The sequence below is a fragment of the Bacillus paramycoides genome (genome assembly GCF_001884235.1).
Lineage (GTDB): Bacteria > Bacillota > Bacilli > Bacillales > Bacillaceae_G > Bacillus_A > Bacillus_A paramycoides.
On record NZ_MAOI01000134.1, the window covers coordinates 20,473 to 43,197 of the forward strand.

Annotated in this window: 26 protein-coding genes; 1 reads left to right on the forward strand and 25 read right to left on the reverse strand. The window is 36.2% G+C overall.

Going from position 1 to position 22,725, the window contains the following annotated elements; genetic code table 11:
- Positions 1-6: 6 nt before the first annotated feature.
- From BAU28_RS27450 to BAU28_RS27460, 3 genes are read right to left on the reverse strand one after another with little or no spacing between them, the layout of a single operon-like run.
- On the reverse strand, positions 7-402 hold the full coding sequence (locus BAU28_RS27450) for a methylglyoxal synthase (protein ID WP_002171179.1): 396 nt from the start codon (positions 400-402) through the stop codon (positions 7-9).
- A 14-nt stretch (positions 403-416) separates the two neighbouring features.
- Entirely contained in the window at positions 417-1,217 is an 801-nt protein-coding gene (gene dapB / locus BAU28_RS27455) for a dihydrodipicolinate reductase (RefSeq protein ID WP_002171178.1), read from the reverse strand.
- Positions 1,214-1,558, reverse strand: a complete 345-nt coding sequence (locus BAU28_RS27460; RefSeq protein ID WP_050447062.1) for a nucleotide pyrophosphohydrolase — start codon at positions 1,556-1,558, stop codon at positions 1,214-1,216. Before BAU28_RS27460 ends, dapB begins: the two co-directional genes overlap by 4 nt.
- A gap of 270 nt (positions 1,559-1,828) precedes the next feature.
- Between BAU28_RS27460 and BAU28_RS27465 the strand changes: the two genes are divergently transcribed.
- Positions 1,829-2,710, forward strand: a complete 882-nt coding sequence (locus BAU28_RS27465) for a YitT family protein (RefSeq protein WP_071721145.1) — start codon at positions 1,829-1,831, stop codon at positions 2,708-2,710.
- A 28-nt stretch (positions 2,711-2,738) separates the two neighbouring features.
- Here the strand turns inward: BAU28_RS27465 and BAU28_RS27470 are convergent, their stop codons facing one another.
- From BAU28_RS27470 to spoIVA, 22 genes are all read right to left on the reverse strand, one after another.
- On the reverse strand, positions 2,739-3,392 hold the full coding sequence (locus tag BAU28_RS27470) for a uracil-DNA glycosylase (RefSeq protein WP_071721147.1): 654 nt from the start codon (positions 3,390-3,392) through the stop codon (positions 2,739-2,741).
- A gap of 133 nt (positions 3,393-3,525) precedes the next feature.
- Entirely contained in the window at positions 3,526-4,206 is a 681-nt protein-coding gene (locus tag BAU28_RS27475) for a zinc metallopeptidase (RefSeq protein WP_002171174.1), read from the reverse strand.
- A gap of 105 nt (positions 4,207-4,311) precedes the next feature.
- Entirely contained in the window at positions 4,312-5,103 is a 792-nt protein-coding gene (gene ypjB / locus BAU28_RS27480; RefSeq protein ID WP_048370415.1) for a sporulation protein YpjB, read from the reverse strand.
- Positions 5,104-5,211: 108 nt separating this feature from the next.
- Positions 5,212-5,898 (reverse strand): lipoprotein intramolecular transacylase Lit, encoded by a 687-nt coding sequence (gene lit / locus BAU28_RS27485; RefSeq protein ID WP_071721149.1) that lies wholly within the window; start codon positions 5,896-5,898, stop codon positions 5,212-5,214.
- A gap of 22 nt (positions 5,899-5,920) precedes the next feature.
- Positions 5,921-6,511: a lipoprotein heptaprenylglyceryl N-acetyltransferase LhaT gene (gene lhaT / locus BAU28_RS27490; protein WP_116500496.1), complete on the reverse strand. Its 591-nt coding sequence runs from the start codon at positions 6,509-6,511 to the stop codon at positions 5,921-5,923.
- A 119-nt stretch (positions 6,512-6,630) separates the two neighbouring features.
- Positions 6,631-7,398 carry a menaquinol-cytochrome c reductase cytochrome b/c subunit gene (qcrC, locus tag BAU28_RS27495; RefSeq protein WP_002171170.1) on the reverse strand — a complete coding sequence of 256 codons (768 nt, stop codon included), beginning with the start codon at positions 7,396-7,398 and terminating at the stop codon, positions 6,631-6,633.
- A gap of 43 nt (positions 7,399-7,441) precedes the next feature.
- Complete coding sequence (gene qcrB / locus BAU28_RS27500) at positions 7,442-8,116, reverse strand: menaquinol-cytochrome c reductase cytochrome b subunit (protein WP_000932700.1); 675 nt, start codon at positions 8,114-8,116, stop codon at positions 7,442-7,444.
- A complete protein-coding gene (qcrA, locus tag BAU28_RS27505) occupies positions 8,117-8,629 on the reverse strand; it encodes a menaquinol-cytochrome c reductase iron-sulfur subunit (protein WP_071721152.1) in 513 nt (170 codons plus the stop codon).
- A gap of 143 nt (positions 8,630-8,772) precedes the next feature.
- Positions 8,773-9,228 carry a YpiF family protein gene (locus BAU28_RS27510; protein ID WP_002171168.1) on the reverse strand — a complete coding sequence of 152 codons (456 nt, stop codon included), beginning with the start codon at positions 9,226-9,228 and terminating at the stop codon, positions 8,773-8,775.
- Between the two features lie 153 nt (positions 9,229-9,381).
- Positions 9,382-9,918, reverse strand: a complete 537-nt coding sequence (locus tag BAU28_RS27515) for a ReoY family proteolytic degradation factor (RefSeq protein ID WP_025147225.1) — start codon at positions 9,916-9,918, stop codon at positions 9,382-9,384.
- Positions 9,919-9,991: 73 nt separating this feature from the next.
- Positions 9,992-11,254, reverse strand: coding sequence for a tetratricopeptide repeat protein (locus BAU28_RS27520; RefSeq protein ID WP_002171166.1), 1,263 nt, complete (start codon positions 11,252-11,254; stop codon positions 9,992-9,994).
- A 109-nt stretch (positions 11,255-11,363) separates the two neighbouring features.
- Complete coding sequence (aroA, locus tag BAU28_RS27525) at positions 11,364-12,638, reverse strand: 3-phosphoshikimate 1-carboxyvinyltransferase (protein ID WP_071721154.1); 1,275 nt, start codon at positions 12,636-12,638, stop codon at positions 11,364-11,366.
- A 157-nt stretch (positions 12,639-12,795) separates the two neighbouring features.
- A complete protein-coding gene (gene hisC, locus BAU28_RS27530; RefSeq protein WP_002171164.1) occupies positions 12,796-13,908 on the reverse strand; it encodes a histidinol-phosphate transaminase in 1,113 nt (370 codons plus the stop codon).
- A gap of 133 nt (positions 13,909-14,041) precedes the next feature.
- On the reverse strand, positions 14,042-15,127 hold the full coding sequence (aroB, locus tag BAU28_RS27535) for a 3-dehydroquinate synthase (RefSeq protein ID WP_048370427.1): 1,086 nt from the start codon (positions 15,125-15,127) through the stop codon (positions 14,042-14,044).
- The gene (gene aroC, locus BAU28_RS27540) at positions 15,127-16,299 is read right to left on the reverse strand and encodes a chorismate synthase (protein WP_002171162.1); all 1,173 of its coding nucleotides are present in this window, start codon (positions 16,297-16,299) and stop codon (positions 15,127-15,129) included. Before aroC ends, aroB begins: the two co-directional genes overlap by 1 nt.
- Before the next feature lie 302 nt (positions 16,300-16,601).
- Positions 16,602-17,048, reverse strand: a complete 447-nt coding sequence (gene ndk, locus BAU28_RS27545; RefSeq protein WP_025147231.1) for a nucleoside-diphosphate kinase — start codon at positions 17,046-17,048, stop codon at positions 16,602-16,604.
- Positions 17,049-17,172: 124 nt separating this feature from the next.
- Positions 17,173-18,135, reverse strand: coding sequence for a heptaprenyl diphosphate synthase component II (hepT, locus tag BAU28_RS27550; protein WP_025147232.1), 963 nt, complete (start codon positions 18,133-18,135; stop codon positions 17,173-17,175).
- A gap of 31 nt (positions 18,136-18,166) precedes the next feature.
- The gene (gene menG / locus BAU28_RS27555) at positions 18,167-18,880 is read right to left on the reverse strand and encodes a 2-heptaprenyl-1,4-naphthoquinone methyltransferase (RefSeq protein WP_025147233.1); all 714 of its coding nucleotides are present in this window, start codon (positions 18,878-18,880) and stop codon (positions 18,167-18,169) included.
- A 29-nt stretch (positions 18,881-18,909) separates the two neighbouring features.
- Entirely contained in the window at positions 18,910-19,662 is a 753-nt protein-coding gene (locus BAU28_RS27560; protein WP_071721156.1) for a heptaprenyl diphosphate synthase component 1, read from the reverse strand.
- Between the two features lie 275 nt (positions 19,663-19,937).
- Positions 19,938-20,507: a GTP cyclohydrolase I FolE gene (folE, locus tag BAU28_RS27565; protein ID WP_002171157.1), complete on the reverse strand. Its 570-nt coding sequence runs from the start codon at positions 20,505-20,507 to the stop codon at positions 19,938-19,940.
- A gap of 121 nt (positions 20,508-20,628) precedes the next feature.
- Positions 20,629-20,901, reverse strand: a complete 273-nt coding sequence (locus BAU28_RS27570) for an HU family DNA-binding protein (RefSeq protein ID WP_001043860.1) — start codon at positions 20,899-20,901, stop codon at positions 20,629-20,631.
- Positions 20,902-21,200: 299 nt separating this feature from the next.
- Positions 21,201-22,679, reverse strand: coding sequence for a stage IV sporulation protein A (spoIVA, locus tag BAU28_RS27575; RefSeq protein WP_000416521.1), 1,479 nt, complete (start codon positions 22,677-22,679; stop codon positions 21,201-21,203).
- Positions 22,680-22,725: the final 46 nt, after the last annotated feature.

Here is a 22,725-nt window from a genome sequence, read left to right on the forward strand (position 1 = left end):
TTCCCCTCATTTTCTTAACTTTCGGTAATCTAAATCTCCCCGCTCTAATGCATGCATTAGCATTTCAGCACTTGCCATATTGGTTGCTAGTGGAATGGCATATACATCGCATAAACGAAGTAACGCATTGACATCCGGTTCATGTGGCTGCGCTGTTAGTGGATCCCGGAAAAAAATCACCATATCCATATCATTTTTTGCAATCATTGCACCAATTTCTTGATCGCCACCAAGAGGACCAGATTGATATCTTGTTACAACTAAACCAGTTGCCTCCATAATTCGAAGTCCTGTCGTTCCTGTTGCAAAAAGTTCATGTTGCTCGAAAATTGGTTTATATGCGTATGCAAACGAAACCATATCATTTTTCTTTTGGTCATGTGCGATTAAGGCAATTTTCATCCGTTGTCTCCCCTTTAGTCGATAATATTTTCTAAACCGTACACAAGATGATCAAGGTTCATTACTGTTTCAATTGATAGTTTTACCCCTGACATAAATGATGCACGATTGAATGAATCATGACGAACTGTTAACATTTGTCCATCTCCGCCAAATAACACTTCTTGATGCGCAATAAGTCCTGGTAAACGTACGCTATGAATATGAATACCATCCACATTTGCACCACGTGCACCTTCTAGTTGTTCGATTTCATTTGGATGACCTTGCTGCTTTGGCTCGCGGTTTTGACGAATTAATTCTACTGTTTTTACAGCAGTACCAGATGGTGCATCTAACTTTTGATCGTGATGTAACTCAATCACTTCCACATCTTGGAAGTACTTCGCTGCCATTTGAGAGAATTTCATCATAAGTACTGCACCAATCGCAAAGTTTGGAGCAATTATCGTTCCTACTTCTTTTTCTTTTGCAGTTTCCGTTAAATGTTTAAGCTCTTCTTCTGTAAATCCTGTCGTACCAATAACAGAACGTAGTCCACGCTCAACTGCAAGTGTAACGTGTTGTTTCCCAACTTCTGGCGTTGTTAAATCTAACAACACATCTGCTTCCACTTCATCTAAACAAGTATGTAAATCTGCGTAAATCGGTGCATCTAACGCAGGCATTCCAGGCAAATCAGAGATTTTCTCCCCGCCATGTTTATAGTCAATTGCTGCTACTAAATTGAAATGTTCTGTTCTTTCCATAAGAAGGACTGCTTCATGTCCCATACGTCCTCTTGGTCCGGCGATAATTACTTTAATTTCTTTCATGCTTCTTTCTCTCCCTCATCAATACGTGTCCAGCGATCTTTATCACGTGTATTAAATTTATCCATTACAATGTTATGCGCTGTTTCTAAATCAATATTTAAACTATTTGCCATACAAATCATAACAAATAATACATCTCCAAGCTCTTCTTCAATACTTCGTTCTTTCTCAGTCGTTTTCTTTGGTTTCTCACCATAATAATGATTAACCTCTCTTGCAAGCTCTCCCATTTCTTCAGTTAAACGGGCCACCATTGCAAGCGGACTAAAATAACCTTCTTTAAATTGACCAATATATGCATCTACTTCTTTCTGCATATCTTTCATCGTTTTTGTTTCCATACTATTCACCTCTAATCCTTCCTCTTTCATGTTAGCCAATTCATCGCGATTTGACAAATATTATTCTCTCATATCACTATTTACGACCCTTTTTTGGATAGACTATAATAAAGTGAAACTTCTTTTGCGTGCTTTTTCGCAAAAGATTAGCCCGAACCAATCGGCCTCTTACGCCGTTTACTATTTTTACTAGCAGCTAGAAATAACTTATTATGTTTTACCGTTTAAGCGGAGCAATGCAAATCCATACATAATTAGGGGGATTTCTATATGACAGCAAACTTAAAGATTCGAAATATCATTTTCATTTTAATCGGTTCCGCTATTTTTTCTTTCGGTATTGTGAATATCAATATTGAAAATCACCTAGCAGAGGGTGGATTTACCGGCATTACGCTATTATTATATTTTCTATTTTCGCTGGACCCTTCTTATACAAACTTGATTTTAAATATCCCTATATTTTTCATCGGTTGGAAGTTGCTCGGACGAACGACGTTTTTCTACACATTAATAGGTACATTTAGCGTGTCTTTATTCCTATGGATTTTCCAGCGCTACGAAGTACTCAACTTACATTTAAACTTGCAAAATGATATGACACTTGCTGCTTTATTCGCCGGGGCATTTATCGGTATCGGCCTTGGAATTATATTTAAATACGGCGGGACTACTGGCGGTGTTGATATTATCGCAAGGCTAGCTCACAAATATGTTGGCTGGAGTATGGGAAAAACGATGTTTATGTTTGATGCAGTCGTTATTGTCGTCTCTATTCTTACATATTTATCATACCGTGAAGGTATGTATACGTTAGTTGCTGTTTTCATCGGGGCTAAGGTCATTGATTTTATGCAAGAAGGAGCCTATGCAGCAAAAGGAGCAACTATTATTTCTGATAAGAACGATGAAATTGCTGCAAAAATTTTATCAGAAATGGAGCGCGGAGCAACCTTTTTAAAAGCTGTTGGATCCTATACAAAAGTTGAACGAAATGTACTATATTGTGTTGTAGCTAAAAATGAAATCGTGAAATTAAAAAATATCATTACTTCTGTAGACCCTCACGCGTTTGTTGCTGTAAGCGATGTACACGATGTCGTCGGCGAAGGATTTACATTAGATGAAAATAAAAACCCGTTACATAATTAAACATAACTAGAAAAGCCACATGGCTTTTCTAGTTTTTTATTGCTATATATTGCTTCAGCTTCTCTAAATCCTCATAAATTAACTCCAATAAACTACGATTATAAAAAATTGAAGCCGGATGAAAGGTAGGAAAAATTTTATATTCTTTTTCAGTCCATATAAACCCTGCATGATCTATATCTTTTAGTTTTTGAATCGGCTGCTTTAATAGTTGCCCATGAATATCCGTAATCTTTTTATTCTTTCCGGCTAAACGTTTTAACGCAACATTACCAAGTGTAACGATAACTGGCGGATCCATATGTGCCAATTCAAAATCTAACAACGGAGCGTGTGCAAGTATTTCGCCTTGATTCGGTGTTCTATTATACTTTTTCTGTATTAATTCGCCATTTCGCTCTCTTTTCTCGCGCCACTTAAACGGTCTACTTCGAACCGCACTCGTAATGTACACTTCTTCCCTTTTGATGTGAATACGTTCTAAAAACTCCATTAAATGTTTTCCGGCTTTTCCGCTAAACGGTATGCCATTATAAATTTCTGTTTCACCAGGTGCTTCTCCAACAATTATTAATTTCGGGTTTTCAGGGCCTTGTCCACTTAAAAAACCTTCTAATTGATACGAAACGCTACGCTCCTTCACTTGTTTTACTAAATGATCTGGATATATTATTTCTGTCACCTTCTTTCACCACTACACACTTATATTTATTATTACTAGTTCTAGACCTCTCATTATCTCTATTATTTCCATTTATAGCGTATTATAAGATTCAATCCACAAAACAAAAAAAGACTATCAAAATTGATAGTCTTTAATCGTCGCTACGCTGCATACCAGTATAAATTAATACGAGACGTAATAATTCAAATACTGCCACAGCAGCTGCCGCTACATATGTTAATGCTGCCGCATTTAATACTTTACGAGCTTGACCGTATTCATCTGTCGATACGATACCTAGTGCTTCAATTTGTTGCATTGCGCGTTTTGATGCATCAAACTCAACTGGTAATGTAACAAGTTGGAAAATCACACCTGCTGCCATTAAAATAATTCCTAGTAACAATAAACCAGACATTTGTGCAAATACACCGATTAGGACGAAAATCCAAGACATATTTGAACCAAAATTAGCAACTGGCACTAACGAATGGCGTACACGCATGAAGTTATAATCTTTCGCATCTTGAATTGCGTGTCCTACTTCGTGTGCTGCTACTGCTGTACCAGCAACTGAATGTCCATAATAGTTATCTGTTGATAATCGAACTGTCTTTGCAGTTGGATCGTAATGATCTGATAAATGACCTGGCGTTTCTTCTACAGCTACATTATACAATCCATTTTCATCTAAAATTTTCCGAGCCACTTCCGCTCCTGTCATACCTGATGTTGAATAAACTTGTGAATACTTGCTATAGGCACTACGTACTTTTGACTGTGCATACAACGGTATGATCAAAATGATCGCGAAGTAAATTAAATAAAACATCATAAACCTCCATTGAAGTTTTAATTATAGTACTTCTCATTCTATTTTTTTCTTCCATCATTGTCAATAAATAAACCTTACAATCCGCATCTTTATTTATACGCATTATCTATTTTTAGAATGCAAGTTACTTTTCCGCTTCTCTCTTTCCCCTTTATATTTTCTCCATCCAACATACGTTAAAGTAAATAGAATAAGTCCCCCAGTAATTGTCATAAACCAAATGAGAGAGGGAGCAATCTCATCTTTTTTTACTGTATGAAATATTTTTTGCAAATCACCTTTAATAATTCCTAGTTGCATTTGTCCACCTTTCGTTTTTAACATAACGTTACGAAATTCATCCAAATAAGATAAATGCGCGTTTACCCGCTGCGCTTCGTTTTCTGGCAGGGCAATCATTAAACTCGGATAAATAATATTAAATTCATTTAAAAATGTATTTAGCGTCTGTTGGAACTGTCCATCATCCTCTTTTTTCATCGCTTTTTCCACTTGAGAAAAAGCATCCATTATCTTTCTTTCTCTTTCCATCCAAAGCGGCTGATATTTCGATACATGTGCATCAACAGCGAGTTGTAGTGCTAACATATTATCAACTTTGATCTGCTTTCCTACAACATTTTCCTCCGAGAGAGATTGAATCGCCTTGTCATACGCTAAGGAGATTACTCTAAATTGATCTGGGTTTATTGGTTTACTTTTTTCATTTCCCTTTAATACAAACTGTTCCGAAAAACGTTTCAATACTTGTATTGCTTTTTCATCTTCATTCCGCTTAACTAACTGCAAAGAATCATCTAACAATCCAGTTAGTTCACTCCACTCCTCAGCATATATCCGTACTGGAAACATTAAAATTAGAAATGCTATCAGTCCAATTAATGTTCTCTTCATCCCGGTCCCCCCTATAACTACTAGTACAAAATATGTAGAGTTGGACAAGAATAGAACAGAACAAAACCGAAAAATATATTATCTCTATGGAAACAAAAAAAATTCTCTTTACACAGAGAATTTTTCCTTTGAAACCTTTTTTTTTCTCACTAAATATTTATATATACCATAAAAAAGTATACTACCACATAAAATGAATATTAAAATAGCACATGCAGCATGCATAAAGAATTCTTCTGGTAGCATTAAAATAATCGGATCTGTTTCAATATCAAACATCCAATAATCATTGCTAAATAAAAGCTTATGAAATAATACGAAACTCTTTTCAAAATTAATGGCAATTGGTAACGTAAGAGCTATCGGAAAAATAATTGTAAGAATCGATCCGTGAAGTAAAAACTTTTCTTTTTTCTTTTTTAATAAATACGCTCCTCCTAATACAGCAATTACAATCGTTCCATACATTATATATTGAATCTTCACTAAAATGTTTTTAACATCTACAAAATGAATTCGGCCATTTGTAGACATATCTAATGTCGGCAATTGTAATGCCCCTTCATAAAACGGAGATAAATATGTAATAAGCACATCATAGTTTCTCTTAATTTCATCCTTTGTCATATCCGCTAAATCTGGAATGTTTAAAAAATCAATTTCAAAATAATATAGCCACTTTCCATATACCACTGCCATTGTCGCGAGAGCGAAAATAGAAAATGCTATGCTATATGAAACAACTAAAGTGATCATCCGATCCAATATTTTTATACCAATCTTATTTTCCTTCATTTTTTCCCCCTAGATTTTAACATCATAAAGAAAACTGTTTTCGATGCTCACGTAAGCAATAATAATATGTAATACATAGTACAGCAATACTTAACCAAAACGTAAAATAGCCTATCTCCTCTACAAACAAATGCATAATTCCATATCTCGGCATTTGCCAAAATAAATAATCGATTGCATCATTATGTAACGTCCATATCCCAGCTACAACGAAATGCCATTTTTTTATCCGATAAAACGGAGCGTATAGTACTCCCTGCACAGCCATTGCAAAATGAGAAAGCATTAACATGTAGCCCATAATACCAATAGGACCTTTTACATAAATCATAATTCCATTTACAACAACAGCCCATATGCCATATTTTATTAAAGAAACAATCGCCAACGCCTCTATTAATCCCCAGTTTTTATTTTTCAAAAAGGCAATTAAAACAAATACAAAAAAGAGACTTGCCATCGGGCTATCTGGCACAAACGGCCAAAATATTAGAGACGTTTCTTTTAATTGATTTCCATACCATATAAACCCGTAAATTGTGCCTAATATGTTAACAATCAATAAAAATAATAACACTGAGCGCTGTCTTAACATTGCATACACGTAAACCAATCTGTATGTCCAACACCTTTCAAGCAAAGTAATTCATTCACTAAATCCTACTCTATTATAACAAACTTCCTCTAACTAAATAGAAAAGCTGACTACAAAATTTGCAGTCAGCTTTTCTATTATTTTTTATTATATTTTGCAACGAATTCCGAAAGCTTTTTCACCTCTTCATCCGTTCCTTTAAATACACCTTTAGGCATTGCGCCTTTACCATCTTTCGCAATTTTAGCGATTTCTTCTGGTTTTAAAGTTAAGTTTTGTAGAGCTGGTGCTGCTGCACCACCTTGTAAATTGTCACCATGACATGTTAAACAAGTATTTTTTTGCATTAATTTGTAGCCGTCATCATTTTTATCAACTTGTGTTGTTTTTACAATTGCACCTTGTTTTTTAGCAGCTTCCCAGTCGTGGTGTGCTACAGATTCCCAAGTTAAAAAGATAATCGATGCAATTGCTAAAAGCATAAATCCAGTTGCTACAGGACGCTTCAATGGGCGTCTTTCTGGACCTCGATCAAGAAATGGAGCTAACAGTAATGCTCCAAACGCAATCCCTGGCATAATAAATGCTCCAATTACAGTAAATGAACCTGAAGCATAAGAATACTTTAATAACTGATACAAGAATAAGAAATACCAATCTGGAAGTGGTATATATCCTGCATCTGTTGGATCCGCCATTCTCTCAAGCGGTGACGGATGTGCCACTGTTAAACATAAATAACCGATTAAAAAAACTGCACCAACCATCCATTCTTTTAACAAGAAATTCGGCCAAAATGCTTCTGTTTTTCCTGGGTATTCAGAATAGTCTTTTGGAATATTTGGTTTCCGAGCTACTGGTACCCGAGAATCTCCTACAAACTTCATCCCTTTGCCGCGATGCATAATCTCCCTCCTTTAGTTCTTTCCCCTTTAATTTAGCAATCTCTTATAGCGGACCGGAAATACCTTGTTTGCGAATCATGATGAAGTGGAAGGCCATTAAACCTAGAAGTGCTGCTGGTAAGAAGAAGACGTGAATAGCAAAGAAGCGAGTTAATGTTTGAGCGCCAACAATTTCGGAATGACCAGCGAGTAATGTTTTAATATAAGGACCAATGAGCGGCGTTTGCTCTGCAATTTGAATCCCTACTTTCGTAGCAAATAACGCTTTCATATCCCACGGTAATAAATATCCGGTAAAGCCAAGACCTAACATAACAAAGAAAATAAGAACACCAACAATCCAGTTTAACTCACGAGGCTTTTTATACGCACCTTGGAAGAAAACTCTGAGTGTATGTAAAAACATCATTACAATTACGAGACTCGCACCCCAGTGGTGCATACCACGAACAATTTGCCCGTAAGCAACTTCATTTTGTAAATAGTAAACCGATTCCCAAGCATTTTTAATATCCGGCACATAATACATCGTCAAAAACATTCCAGATAAAATTTGAATTACAGTAACGAAAAAGGTAAGTCCTCCAAAGCAATAGACGAATGCAGAAAAGTGATGTGCCGGGTTTACATGTTCAGGTACTTCATGATCAGCGATATCGCGCCATATTGGTGTAATATCTAATCGTTCATCTACCCAATCATAAATTTTATTTAGCATCTACTTTCCACCCCCTCTTGGCTTCGCTTTTCCTAAATACAGCGTTCCATCTTTCACTTTAGACTCGTACACATCAAGCGGAGCAAGGGGCGGTGTGCCTTTAATGTTAATCCCATCTTTTGTATAACGGCCCCCATGACACGGGCAAAAGAATTGATTCGGATGTGCTTTGTCCGAATTCCAGTTAACTGTACATCCTAAATGTTTACATACTGGAGAGAACGCAACAATGTCTCCGCTTTCATCTTTATGAACCCAAGCTGATTTTGGTTCTTCAGACTTGTACCAACCATCAACCTGCTTCACCTTAAAGTCGAAACGCTTCGGCTCTGTTGTAATATCCTTTACTTGTGCAACAGCAACCATCTCCGTTCCTGCTTCTTTTCTTAACACCGGATCAAGCGCAAATCGCGTCATCGGCATTAAAATACCCGCTGCCATAAAGCCTCCTACCCCTGTAAGTGTGTAATTTAAAAACTGTCTTCTTGACACACGATGTTCTTTCTCGCTCACGAAAATTTCCCCCCTCTATCAGAAATTGTCCCCTCGTGAAAAATAATATAAAAAATAAAAACTAGGACACTATCATGATATAATACCCTCATGCACAGGTCAATATCATACTACTCATAATAATAAGAACTTTCTGTTTATTATCACTTTCCCCATTTTTCTTCTAACATTACCATTATATTTTTTATATGAGCGTGAATGACTTCTCTCTTCGCTTGATCACTAAATTGTTCTAACGCCAATGAGGGAAACCAAAATAAATCCCCTTGTAACTCTTGCATATCTTCTTTCCATGAAAAATCACTTGTCACATAGGCAATATGCTTAAAACCTTGCCTTTGCAAATGGTCTGTCCATTCTTGCAAACGGTCTTTTTCATTCTTTTGGCTTTCTACTAAATACGTAAATGCGGGTAGTAAAAGAACTCTTCCTTTATATTCCCTTTCCAACTCCATACTCAAAGCCTCAATAAACTCACCTTGTTCTACAACCATTTTCATTTCTTTTGCTGCCGAAATTGACACAAGTGGTATAATCCCTGTATCTACATACTCCCTTGCTTGCTCAAACTGTTCCACATCTTTTACAATCCATTTCACTTTTCTCCCCTCCTCCACTTAAAATAACAGAACTTTCACTTTATATATATTAAACCATACTAAAAGAGGTAAAAAAAGAAAAACTACCTAATAATAGGTAGTTTTTCTTAAAAGAATCTGAAATTTGTAAAAATTGTATAATCCAAATAAATTCTATAAAGTTTTTAACTCCGCTGTTAACTTGTGAAATGCTTCCTTATCTTGCTTATCCAGTGCTTCATCAATTTGTTTCAAAAGACGCTCTCTTCTAAATGAGAATACACTTTCTTCTAAAAATCGCTCTGCAAGTAAACGATCTTTTTCATTCACTTCAATATGCTTTGGCAAATATGGATTTTCTTCTAACACAGCTACATAATTTGCATTTTGGAACGACGATTTAAAATTAAGTTGAATATAAATATCCTCATCTCGATTCAAACGAATATCATGAAACGACTTTTCTGCATCTGTTGTCATTACATTTTGTTTAAAAAAGTGAAACGGTGTATCTTTCACACAATTTGCTGACATTACTAAGCCACGTGGACAAAATTTTGCATGTTCTACGAAGTGGACTTTATGCATTAATTGATCGTGACTCATTAGATAATTCAAAATCCATACACATTCACGCTGTTTCAGTTGGTAATTATTCAAAAACCATTTGACAAAATCCTTCTTCTCGTTTACAGAAACAGGGGTATTCATAGCGCTTAAGTCCCTCCTCTGTCTTTCTCTTTTCTTTTTAGATTCAAGAAGCGGCATTCAGTTTCCTTCCAACTTATGAAAAATCCTCTAAATTATATAACAATTCTTCAATATGAATTTGTGTCGGGTCTAGTTGTATTAACTGAGTAAATACTTCTTTCGCCTCTTTTCGCATTCCTTCTTCTAACAAGAAATAACCGTACTCTTCCAAGAAATCTGGATGATTCTTAAAAGAAGTATATGCACTTTCATAGTGTTTTAATGCATCAGAATACATTTCTAATTGTTTTTTTGCAAATGCAAGATCCCAAAGTAGCTGTGTATCAGGCTCTCCGCTATCAATAGTTCGCTCTACAACTGCAATTAGCTCTTCATATTTCTCTTGTTCTTTTAAAATATACGCATATTTTAATGTCGCACCTAAATGTCCCGGATCTAGCTCAAGCGCTTTTTGAAGCACTTCTTCTGCCTCCGCTATTTTCCCTAATTTCGCTGCAATATTTGCTAATTCTACATAGAAAGGAACAGAAAGCTCATCTACTTTAATTCCTTCGTGAAGTGTTTCATAGCTTTCTTGAAGCATACCTTCTTTTTCATAGCTTTTCGCTAAATACATGTATAACGATGCGTACTCAGGGTCTACTTCTTTTAATTCTTGCCAAGCACCAATTGCTCTTTGATATTCTTCCCCTTGATATAATGTGAAGGCATATCCAAATAATGAGTGAATATCTTTTTGCTCCTCTAACCCTGCTTCATAATATGAGATTGCCTCTTCCCAGTTCCCAATAGCACTTAAAGTTTCTGCTAGACGAAGTGCAATAACAACACCACCCATTACTTTATGTTCTGCTAGTAACGACTCATAATAAGTGATTGCCTTTTGCTCTTCTCCTTTACTACTATACAATTCTGCTAACCCAAACGTAATAACAGGCTCGTCTGGCATTATTTCTTTCGCTTTTAATAGCTTATGTTCTGCTACATCATCAAAACCTTGCATTTGGAATAAATCCGCAACAAGTAATAGCGATTGAACATATAGATCATCATTTTCTGGAATATCATGAAGCACTTCAATAGCTTCATCTTCTTTATCTAAATCAATATATAACTCTGCTAAAAATAACGTAAATTCACTTTCTTCTGGATATAACAAGCGTAAATCTTCAATAATTGCTAACGCCTCATCCATAAACCCAAGTGTATGATAGTAACGAGCGATATCATACTTCTCTTCATCATTAGCAACTTGTAGTTGTTCTTTTAATAATTGTAATCCTTTTTCCGCTTCACCATTTTCAATATACGAAACAGCTTGTTCAAACTTTTGCATAAACGTCTCCTTTAACTCTAAAAAATATTCTCTTCTGTTCATTTATCATAAGCAACTAGGTGTAAGAACGCAACCTTTAGAATGAGTATGCTTCTTCATGCATTTTCTCTTATAGCGCAGCCAATTGTTCAAAAAAGTTCGGATAAGATACAGCGACCGCATCACTATTTTCTATTTTAACTTCTCCATTTACAATACAGGACGCGATTGCAAGCATCATCCCTATACGATGATCGCCGTGACTATTAACAGTATTTCCTTTTAAATCTTGCTTACCATATATAATCATACCATCTGGCGTAGCTTCAATTTTCGCACCTAATTTCCCTAGTTCATCTACAACTGTATCGATACGATTTGTTTCTTTCACTTTTAACTCTTCAGCATCTTTAATAACAGTAATTCCTTCAGCCTGCGTCGCTAATAAAGCGATTACGGGAATTTCATCAATTAATCTCGGAATAAGAGATCCGCCAATTTCTATTCCTTTTAGCTTCGATGTTTCAATCGTAATATCCCCACATGGTTCAAACTCTTCATTTCTAATATTATCGATAGAAATACGTGCACCCATCTTTGTTAAAACATCTAAAATCCCTGTTCTCGTTGGATTTAATCCGACATTTTCCAATACAAGCTTACTATTTTGGACAATTGCACCAGCTACTAAGAAAAATGCTGCGGAAGAAATATCTCCTGGAACTTTTATTTCTGTCCCTTTAAGTTGTTGTCCACCTTGTAATGATACGGTCCGTTCATTAACCTCTACTGTACAACCGAATGCACGTAACATTCTTTCAGTATGATCACGAGACTGCATAGGCTCTGTTACTGTAGTTACACCTTCTCCTTGCAAACCTGCAAGTAAAACTGCTGATTTCACTTGTGCACTTGCTACCGGTGCATGATAGTGTATACCTTTCACTCTTCCGCCACGAATAGATAAAGGGGTATACTGTCCATTTTCTCTACCATCAATTTGAGCATGCATCTTGCTAAGCGGGTCTGTAACACGTTTCATAGGACGTTTTCCAATTGATTCATCACCAATTATAGTACTATGGAACGGCGTATTAGATAAAATACCAAGCATAAGACGAATAGTCGTACCTGAATTCCCTACATCTAATACTTCTTTTGGTTCTTGTAAATTTTCTAACCCTTTACCATAAATCGTGACATCGTTACCACTCTGTTCAATCTTAACACCTAGTTTTTGAAAACATGCAATTGTACTTAAACAATCTTCTCCTAATAAAAAATTAGATACTCTTGTCGTTCCTTCCGCTATTGCCCCAAACATAACAGCACGGTGTGAAATAGATTTATCTCCTGGAACAACAATTTCTCCATTCAAACTATTTTTTCGTCCTACTAGTTTCAAACTGTATCCTCCTCACATTTTAAATAACTTATATGTATAGCAGTTCTTCTTATACGTCTACCTCTATTGTAACGTTTTCTTTCTGGAACGTGCAAACAACTCCCCTTATTACAGTTCAAATAAAAAAGACTCCTGTAATAGGAGCCTTCACTATTTATTAAGAATACGTTTCCTCTTTCTTCACTTGTTCTTTTACAAGTTCCGTAAGCAATTCAATAATTTCATCATTTTCTTCTTTAAGCCCAACAGTAATACGAATACCATCATGTATACCAAATGCTGCACCAGAACGAACGATATATCCTTTTTTCATTAATCGCTCAAAAGCTTCATTACCAGGTATACCGAGTTTCAAGAAAATAAAATTCGTTTGAGATGGATAATAGAATACGTTATATTCCTTACAAAATGCATAATATTGATTTAACCCTTCGGTATTTTTCTTTACGCACTCTTGTAAAAATTGTTGATCCTCTATTGCAGCTACCGCTACCGCTTGTGCGATAGTTGATGTGTTAAACGGTAGCCTCGCTACCTCTAACTGTCCTATAAGCTTTGCATCACCAATCGCATATCCGATACGAAAAGCAGCTAAACCATACGCTTTTGAGAATGTGCGCAGCACCATAAGATTTTCATACTTTTCAAGAAGAGGCAATGTTTGCGGATAATCTTCTGCCCCCGCATATTCATAATATGCTTCATCCATAATAACGAGCACTGACTTTGGAACTGATTCTAAAAATGAAAGTAATTTTTGTTTTTCTACATATGTACCTGTCGGGTTATTCGGGTTACAAATCCATACAATCTTTGTTTTCTCATCTACTTGCTGTAACATTGCATCTAAATCGTGAATGCCATCTGCAAGTGGTACTTCACGAACTTCCGCTCCTTCAATAACAGCATGGTGATGATATTGTGAGAACGTAGGATTCGCCATTACAACATTCGTTCCATTATGTAGCAAAGCACGACTAATCATTTGAATGACTTCATCTAGCCCACTACCAAATAAAAGTTGTTCCGCTTTTACACCTAAATGCTCTGCTACTTTTTCACGAAGCTCAAAAGCTGCTCCGTCTGGATAGAGAGCATATTGATTCGCTAACGAAGTTAACGCTTCTGTCACACGTGCTGAACAGCCAAATGGATTTTCATTCGATGCTAACTTCACAATTTTTGATAATCCATATTCTCTTTTTACTTCTTCAATATTTTTCCCAGGTACATATGCTCTCAAAGTTAACAATTGCTCTTTTACTCTCATTTCTATTCCCCCAGTCATTTTATTCAATCGGATTACAATGTGGTTTATAGTTCCTTACTGTAATCTTTTATCATAACCGTCATCATTACGAGAATACCTTTAAATAAGCATTTCATACCTATGCAATAATCTTTTAGGCCATATCTTTTTGAAATGCCTCTAACGCAATATGAACAGTCTCATCTGAAATAGATACGACATTCACTACCCCGTATTCCTGCATAAGCACCATATGAATTGTTCCAGCATTTGCTTTTTTATCTTGTTTCATCAATTGAACGAGACGCTCTACATTTAAATCGCTTTGCATTTTTGGATAGCCGTATTTCAAGAACCATTTCTTCATTTCTTCATAAGTAAGATCAACTTTATACACTTGCTCACTTAAAAATAAAGCAAATAACATTCCAATCGCTACTCCGTCACCGTGAGTAATATTTCCATATCCCAACTCTTTTTCAAGAGCATGTCCTAACGTATGCCCAAAATTCAAATGAGCACGTACACCTTTTTCTGTTTCGTCTTGCGCCACAATATTCGCTTTCACAGGAATCGCCTTCGTTAATATGTGAATTAACTTTTCATCACGAAGGTCAGCTAGTGTCTGCACTTCTTCTTTTAACCAATGATACAACTCTACATCACCAATAAGAGCATGCTTTATCACTTCTGCATAACCTGAGCGCCACTCTTTTTCAGGAAGTGAATGTAAAAATGGTGTATGATATACAACCGCTTCTGGCTGATGAAACGCTCCTATCATATTTTTTCCTAGCGGATGATTAATTGCCACTTTCCCGCCTACTGCACTATCGTGAGCTAATAAAGTCGTCGGAACTTGTACAAAGCGAATGCCACGCATGAATGATGCAGCAACAAAGCCAGCTAAATCTCCTATCATTCCGCCTCCAAGTGCAATGATTAAAGAGTTTCGATCTAATTTGTTTTCAAGAGCAGACGTATGTGCTGCATAAAAGTTCTCAAAAGACTTCTCTTTTTCACCACTCGGAACAACGAACGAAAACACTTTTTGCTCTACTTGCAAGGCATCAACAACTGTCTCTAAATGTAATGATGCAACAGCTTCATCGGAAATAATCATTATATTAGATACAGCCGGTTTCATATTTTGAATAAGCGTTGTTATATGTGACAACGCCTCTTTTCCAACATGTACATCATATTCTTTTGACTTCGTTTGAATATGTATGTTCTCCATTAAAATCCCCTCGCATATTCATTATGTTTCTCAATATTTTCACGTATAAGATCCATACGATCTGATCCAAATTGTTCAATTAAGGCTGTCGCTAACTCCCAGGCCACAACCGCCTCTGCAACAACGCTAGCTGCTGGAACAGCACAACTATCTGAGCGCTCAATACTCGCTGTGAAAGATTCTTTCGTGTCAATATCGACACTTTGAAGAGGTTTATATAATGTCGGTATCGGTTTCATCACACCGCGCACAACAACCGGCATACCAGTTGTCATACCACCTTCTAATCCACCCGCATTGTTCGTTCTTCTTCTGTATCCTTGCACTTCATCCCAAAGAATTTCATCATGCACTTCACTTCCAGGTCTATGCGCTGCTTCAAAACCAATTCCAACTTCAACACCTTTAAAAGCATTAATACTCATAATTGCCGCTGCTAATTTCGCATCTAATTTTCTATCATAATGTACATAGCTACCTACCCCAATTGGCATTCCTTCTACAACTACTTCAACAATGCCACCGATAGAATCACCATTTGCCTTTGCATCATCAATTGCTTGCATCATCTTTTTACCTGCTTCTTCATCTAAACAACGTACAGGAGATGCCTCTGTAATACTTTGTAATTCCGCAATAGAGTTATATGTAATATTTTCTGCCTGCACACCACCAATTTCGACAACATGTCCTGCAACTTGTATTCCTAACTCTGCTAATATTTTTTTCGCTACTGCACCAGCTGCAACACGAACTGTCGTTTCACGTGCAGAGGAACGTTCCAATACATTTCTCATGTCTCTATGACCATATTTAATCGCACCATTTAAATCAGCATGTCCAGGTCTCGGCTTCGTAACTTGTCTTTTCATTTCTTTCTCTTCTTGTTCAGTTAACGGTTCTGCACCCATAACCTTTGTCCAATGGGTGAAATCACGATTTTCAACAACGAGCGCAATCGGAGAGCCCATCGACTTCCCATGCCTAACACCGCTTACGATTTGCACTTGGTCTTTTTCAATTTGCATGCGTCTACCGCGTCCGTATCCTTTTTGCCTTCTAGCTAATTCTTCATTTATATCATTCGCTACTAAAGATAACCCTGCCGGAACACCTTCTACAATTGTCGTAAGTTGTGGACCGTGGGATTCACCAGCTGTAATATATCGCATACGTTATTCCTCTTTTCGTATATGTATTTATCCCGCTACATAAAGTAGCAATTGTGCCTTTCATCATTCTATAAGAAAACATTGAAATTATATAGAAAATCAACTACTTGCTTTATCCTACTTGTAATCATTCTATCATTTTCATAACGGTAAACCTTTTACTTTACATACCAATATATCATAACAGCTCTAGCTTCGTAACAAATCAAAATAAAAAAAGTGCAAGAAGAATACCCCTATTCTTCTTGCACTTTTTACTATTATCACAGTTATTAAAGCGTTTACAAATTATTTTAAAATAATTAGTAAATCCATTGATTCATTAATTTTGAGTAGTCTACTAATTCTTCTTCCTTAAAGAAAATAGCAATCTCGCGCTCTGCACTTTCTAAAGAATCAGAACCGTGGATAATGTTTTTCGCAACAGTTACACCGAAATCTCCACGAATTGTTCCAGGAGCAGCTTCATGTGGTCTTGTTTTACCCATCATATTGCGAGCTGTATCTACTACACCTTCACCTTGCCATACCATTGCGAATACAGGTCCAGATGTAATAAAGTCTACTAATTCACCAAAGAAAGGCTTTTCTTTATGCTCACCGTAGTGTTGTCCAGCAATTTCCGGAGTGACTTGCATTAATTTTGCACCAACCAATTGAAAGCCCTTTTTCTCAAAACGAGCTACAATTTCCCCAATGAAGGCACGTTGTACACCGTCTGGTTTTACCATTAGAAATGTTTTTTCCATAAAAAATCTCTCCACTTCTGAATTATGTATGTAATTGTATATCCCCACACACATATTAACACCCTTATCACAATTGTGCAATAGTTTTGAAATAGAGAGATTATTTTATTTTTTAGAAAAAACACTAAAATTTTCGTTTTCCAATATACTTTGCAACATTTTGTAATGCATACTTTGCCTGCCCACGCGGGAGTGGTTTTATTATTTCTAATGCTTTATGTAAATAACGTTCACTAAACGAAAATGCTTTATCAATAGCTTCGCTCGCTTTAATATCATCAATAATTTCTTTCATCTCAATTGATGTTGTATTTTCGTGCACAGATGTAATTTTCGCACGAAGCACCGGATCTTCCATGGCATATAAAGCAGGTAATGTAATATTCCCTTGCAATAAATCGCCACCAGCAGGCTTTCCAAGCTTCTCTTCTGTCGATACGAAATCTAAAATATCATCAATAATTTGATAAGACATACCAACAAAATATCCATACCAAAATAGACGATTTACTGTATCACGATTGGCACCAGCAGCAATCGCTCCCAACTGACAACTTGCGGCAATTAACAATGCTGTTTTTCGTTTTATCCTTCTTAAATACGTTCTTAAATTTTGATCATAGTTATATTTATCTTTAATTTGTTCAATTTCGCCTTTACAAACTTCTAAAATTGTATGAGACAGCGCCTGATGTGCCTCTGGAATTTCTATGTTCGTTATACATTCAAGAGACTTCGCAAACAAGTAGTCTCCTGTATACATTGCAATACGATCTCCCCATTTCGCATTCACTGTTGCACTACCGCGTCGTAAAAACGCGGCATCAATAACATCATCGTGAACAAGAGAAGCCATATGAATAAGTTCTAATGCAACTGCCACATGCTTAATTGCATCTAGCTTATAATCACCAAATTTTCCAGCCAGCAAAACAAAAACAGGGCGAATTCGCTTCCCACCAGCTTCGATAAGCTGTAATGCAGCTTCTTCTACTAACGGTTGCTCGGATGCAACCGTCTTCTTCAATTCTTTTTCTATTACATTAATATCCGATCGTAAAAAAGAGTACATAAGTTGTAACTTCATATTGTTCACCTTAACCTAAAACGTCTTTTTTCTATTTTGATTCTGGTTTAAAACCTAAATGCATAGCTGCTACACCAAAAGTAAATGGTTTCACTTGCACATGTTCCAGCCCAGCTTTTTCAAACATATTCGCTAGCTCTTTCATTCCTGGGAAAGTACTAGCAGATTCCTGAAGCCATGAATATTCTTTATAACTTTTTGCAAACATCTTTCCAAATAACGGCATGATATATTTAAAGTATAAGATATACCCTTGACGAAAACCTATCATTGTTGGTTGAGATGTTTCTAAACAAATTACTTTTCCACCAGGCTTTACTACACGCGTCATTTCTTTCAATACTTGCATGTAATCCGGAACATTACGTAAACCAAAGCCAATCGTTACATAATCAAACGTATTATCTTCAAAAGGAAGCTCCATTGCATTTCCATGCATAAGTTCTACTTGCTTTAACTCTAAAGCTTCTACTTTTTGTTTACCGACAGCTAGCATATTTTCGCTAAAGTCTAAACCGTAAACCTTTCCATTTTCTCCTACAGCTCCCGCTAGCGCAATTGTCCAATCTGCCGTCCCGCAGCACACATCGAGTGCTTTACTCCCAGGTTTTACATCCATAATTCGCATTGTCTCTTTGCGCCATGCCTTATGCCTTTGAAAACTAATTACAGAATTCATAACATCGTATTTATCAGAAATTTTTTCAAATACGTCATGTACTCTTTCTTCTTTTGATTGTTGCATGCTCGTACCTTCTTCCAATGTAAAATTGCTTATGTTCTTGATTTATCTCTTAACGTAGAAATTATCTCACTAATTTCTGTATGATTTTCTAAAAAATTATTTTCCTGCTTTCTCATTTCCATAAGCCATTCATTAATAACTGTTTTTACATTTTTATCATCATCCAATGAGATTGCTTGAACTGCTTGAAAAACAGGTGAATTTTGTTCATCAGCATACAATTGACACTCTTTTTGAAGACGATTTTTTCCTAACGCATAAGTTATATATGGTTTCCAATTGGATAAATGAAAATGATCACATGTTTTTTGCAAAAGTGCAGATTCAATCATTACTACACTTTCCATTATGTCTTCAATCGTCACATGTGCTTTTTGATATAACATAATTTTATGTTCATTAATCTCCTTAATTCCTTCAGCAAGTGCACGAATTAAGACAATATCACCATTCATTGACAATAAGTAATAGTATAGACCACTATAATAATCACCCGCAAGAACTGTCAATTGACGACGCTTATGGAAACCACTCGTCTCTTCATTTGCTTTATTTGATACTTTTTCATGTGTATCAAGAGCAATTTGTACAAGCATAATCGTTACTACATAATGATCAATTTGTTCTTTATGTAAATTTGCGCTCTTTAATGCGCCATATAACAGCGCTATTTTTTCTTCATCAATAAATGGTTCTTCAATATAGTTTATAAAATAAGGATGGCGTAATTTCTCCATCAAATTCTCTTTAATATCCGCATACCCTCCGTAGATGTCACACACAAAAAATCACCCTTGTTTTCTAATTCATAAAACTTATTATAACACATACATTCTATTTTCTATAATCAAAACTTGGCTACTTCTGCCAAACTGCCACCGAATTAAGTAACAGCTTTCATTCATACGAGTTATCTTCTTCTCTAACAACTACAAACATTCATTTTCAGAAAAGGAGGATGTAACACGTAACCTTTATATTCTTTCTCTTTCATACTAAAACTATATCATTTATTTACATAAAAAAAAAAAAAAGAAAAGCAGTTTCCCGCTTTTCTTTACTTCGTCTTAATAAACGATAAAATCTCATTGCGTGCTGCTGCATCTTTTTCTAACACGCCACGTACTGCTGTTGTCACTGTTTTCGCACCAGGTTTTTTCACACCACGCATTGTCATGCACATATGCTCTGCTTCTACGATTACCATTACACCATGCGGCTCTAATACTTCCATAATAGAATTCGCTACTGTTGATGTAATACGTTCCTGTAATTGTGGACGACGTGCAATTGTGTCTACAGTACGAGCTAATTTACTTAGCCCCGTTACTTTTCCACCTTGCGGAATATATGCAACGTGAGCAACTCCATAGAACGGAACAAGATGATGCTCACACATCGAATAAAATGGTATATCTTTTACTAGTACAAGCTCTTCGTGATCTTCTCCGAACACTTTATGTAAATGCTCTTTTGGATCCTCATGCATGCCCGAGAATACTTCTGCGTACATTTTCGCAACACGTTTCGGTGTATCAAGTACTCCTTCACGATTTGGGTCATCTCCGATTGCCTCTAAAATAAGACGTACTGCATGTTCAATTTGCTCTAAATTAACTTTTGCCATCCGCTAGCCCTCCCGAAAAACCTAAAAGTGATACGAACACATTCTAGCATATTTATGTTTTTAAAAGCAAAAAGAAGAGTTTCCAAAAAGGAAACTCTTCTTCCCTGTTAATATGTAAGGATTATTTAACCGCATCTTTTAACGCTTTACCAGGTTTGAATGCAGGTACTTTACTTGCAGCGATTTCAATCTCCTCACCTGTTTGTGGGTTACGACCTTTACGAGCCGCACGCTCACGAACTTCGAAGTTACCGAATCCGATTAGTTGTACTTTATCACCTTGTTTTAAAGCTTCTAAGATAGAATCAAAAACAGCGTCTACTGCTTTTGTTGCGTCCTTTTTAGAAAGGGAACTTGCTTCTGCAACAGCATTGATTAAATCTGTCTTGTTCATGCCATTCACCTCCTCCCAAAGATAAGACTGTATAATGATCATAAAATGAGTCTTACTTTCATTTGTAGGCAATTTTTGCAAATTCTATACTACAAAGATGTAGATAAATCATTATCAACGCCTATATTATACGATTCTCCTTTATAATTCAATATTTTTAAGGAAATTGTTACTCTTAAAATGTGAAAATCTGATGAAACTTGACAAATTACAACAAAGTATTAGATAATGACTGTTTATTTTTCTATTACATAATCAAAAAGAAAGAAAATCCCTCTACAATTAGAGGGATTTTTTTCTTATAATATAATCGCAATTAATCCACCAGATCCTTCATTAATAATTCTTTCTAGCGTTTCTTTCAACTTATATCGAGCGTTTTCTGGCATTAGAGATAACTTCGCTTGAATTCCTTCTCTAACAATGGAGCTGAGAGAGCGCCCAAATATATCAGAATTCCAGATTGATAGCGGATCATCTTCAAAGTCCTGCATCAAATAACGAACTAGTTCTTCACTTTGTTTTTCAGTACCAATAATCGGTTCAAATGTTGATTCTACATCCACTTTAATCATATGAATAGACGGGGCAACAGCCTTTAATTTAACACCGAATCTTGAACCGTGACGAATAATTTCCGGTTCATCTAAACTCATATCAGCTAACGCAGGCGCCGCTACTCCATATCCTGTTTGTTTTACCATACGTAAAGCATCTGCCACTTGATCATATTCTGTTTTCGCATGAGATAAATCGAGCATAAGTTTCAATAAATGATCTTTCCCTCGAATCTCCACTCCTACTACTTCTTTTAAAATTTGATCATATAATTCGTCTGGTGCATATAAATCAATCTCCGCTACCCCTTGCCCCATATCAATGCCAGCTAAACTTGCTCGATCAATAAATTCATATTGACTAAACTGCCAAACGACACGATCCACATCACGAAGACGTTTTATATCCTTCACAGTCTCTTGAACTGCTTCTTGATAACTTTGGCGTAACCAATGTCCTTCATTTAGCACCATAACCCAGCTTGGAAGGTTTACATTCACTTCTAAAACCGGGAACTCAAATAGTGCTTCTCGAAGTACATTATACACATCTGTTTCTCTTAAACTCTCAACACTCATTGCAATTACTGGGATATCATATTCTTCAGATAAACTTTGACGTAACTGCTCTGTATCTGGATGGTATGGCTGCACAGTGTTGATAATCATAATGAAAGGCTTTCCTACTTCTTTTAACTCATTTACAACGCGTTCTTCTGCCTCTATATAATCTCTCCTTGGAATTTCACCAATCGTTCCATCTGTTGTAATAACTACACCAATTGTTGAGTGCTCTTGAATTACTTTACGCGTTCCAATTTCTGCAGCTTCATGGAATGGAATAGGCTCTTCATACCAAGGAGTATTAATCATGCGCGGGCCGTTCTCATCCTCATAGCCTTTTGCTCCTGGAACTGTATATCCAACACAATCTACTAATCGAATATTCACTTCAAGACCTTCATCTACTTCGATAGAAACCGCTTGGTTTGGAACAAACTTCGGTTCCGTCGTCATAATTGTACGACCAGCAGCACTTTGAGGCAGTTCATCCTGCGCTCTTTGACGGTCTGACTCATTTTCAATATTTGGAATAACAACAAGTTCCATAAATTTTTTAATAAACGTTGATTTCCCTGTTCGAACAGCTCCTACAACTCCAAAATAAATATCACCGCCTGTGCGTTCCGCAATATCTTTAAAAATGTCTACCTTTTCCAAGTGATTCCCTCCCTCGAAATTTTTGGGAATAATTCCACATTTATAG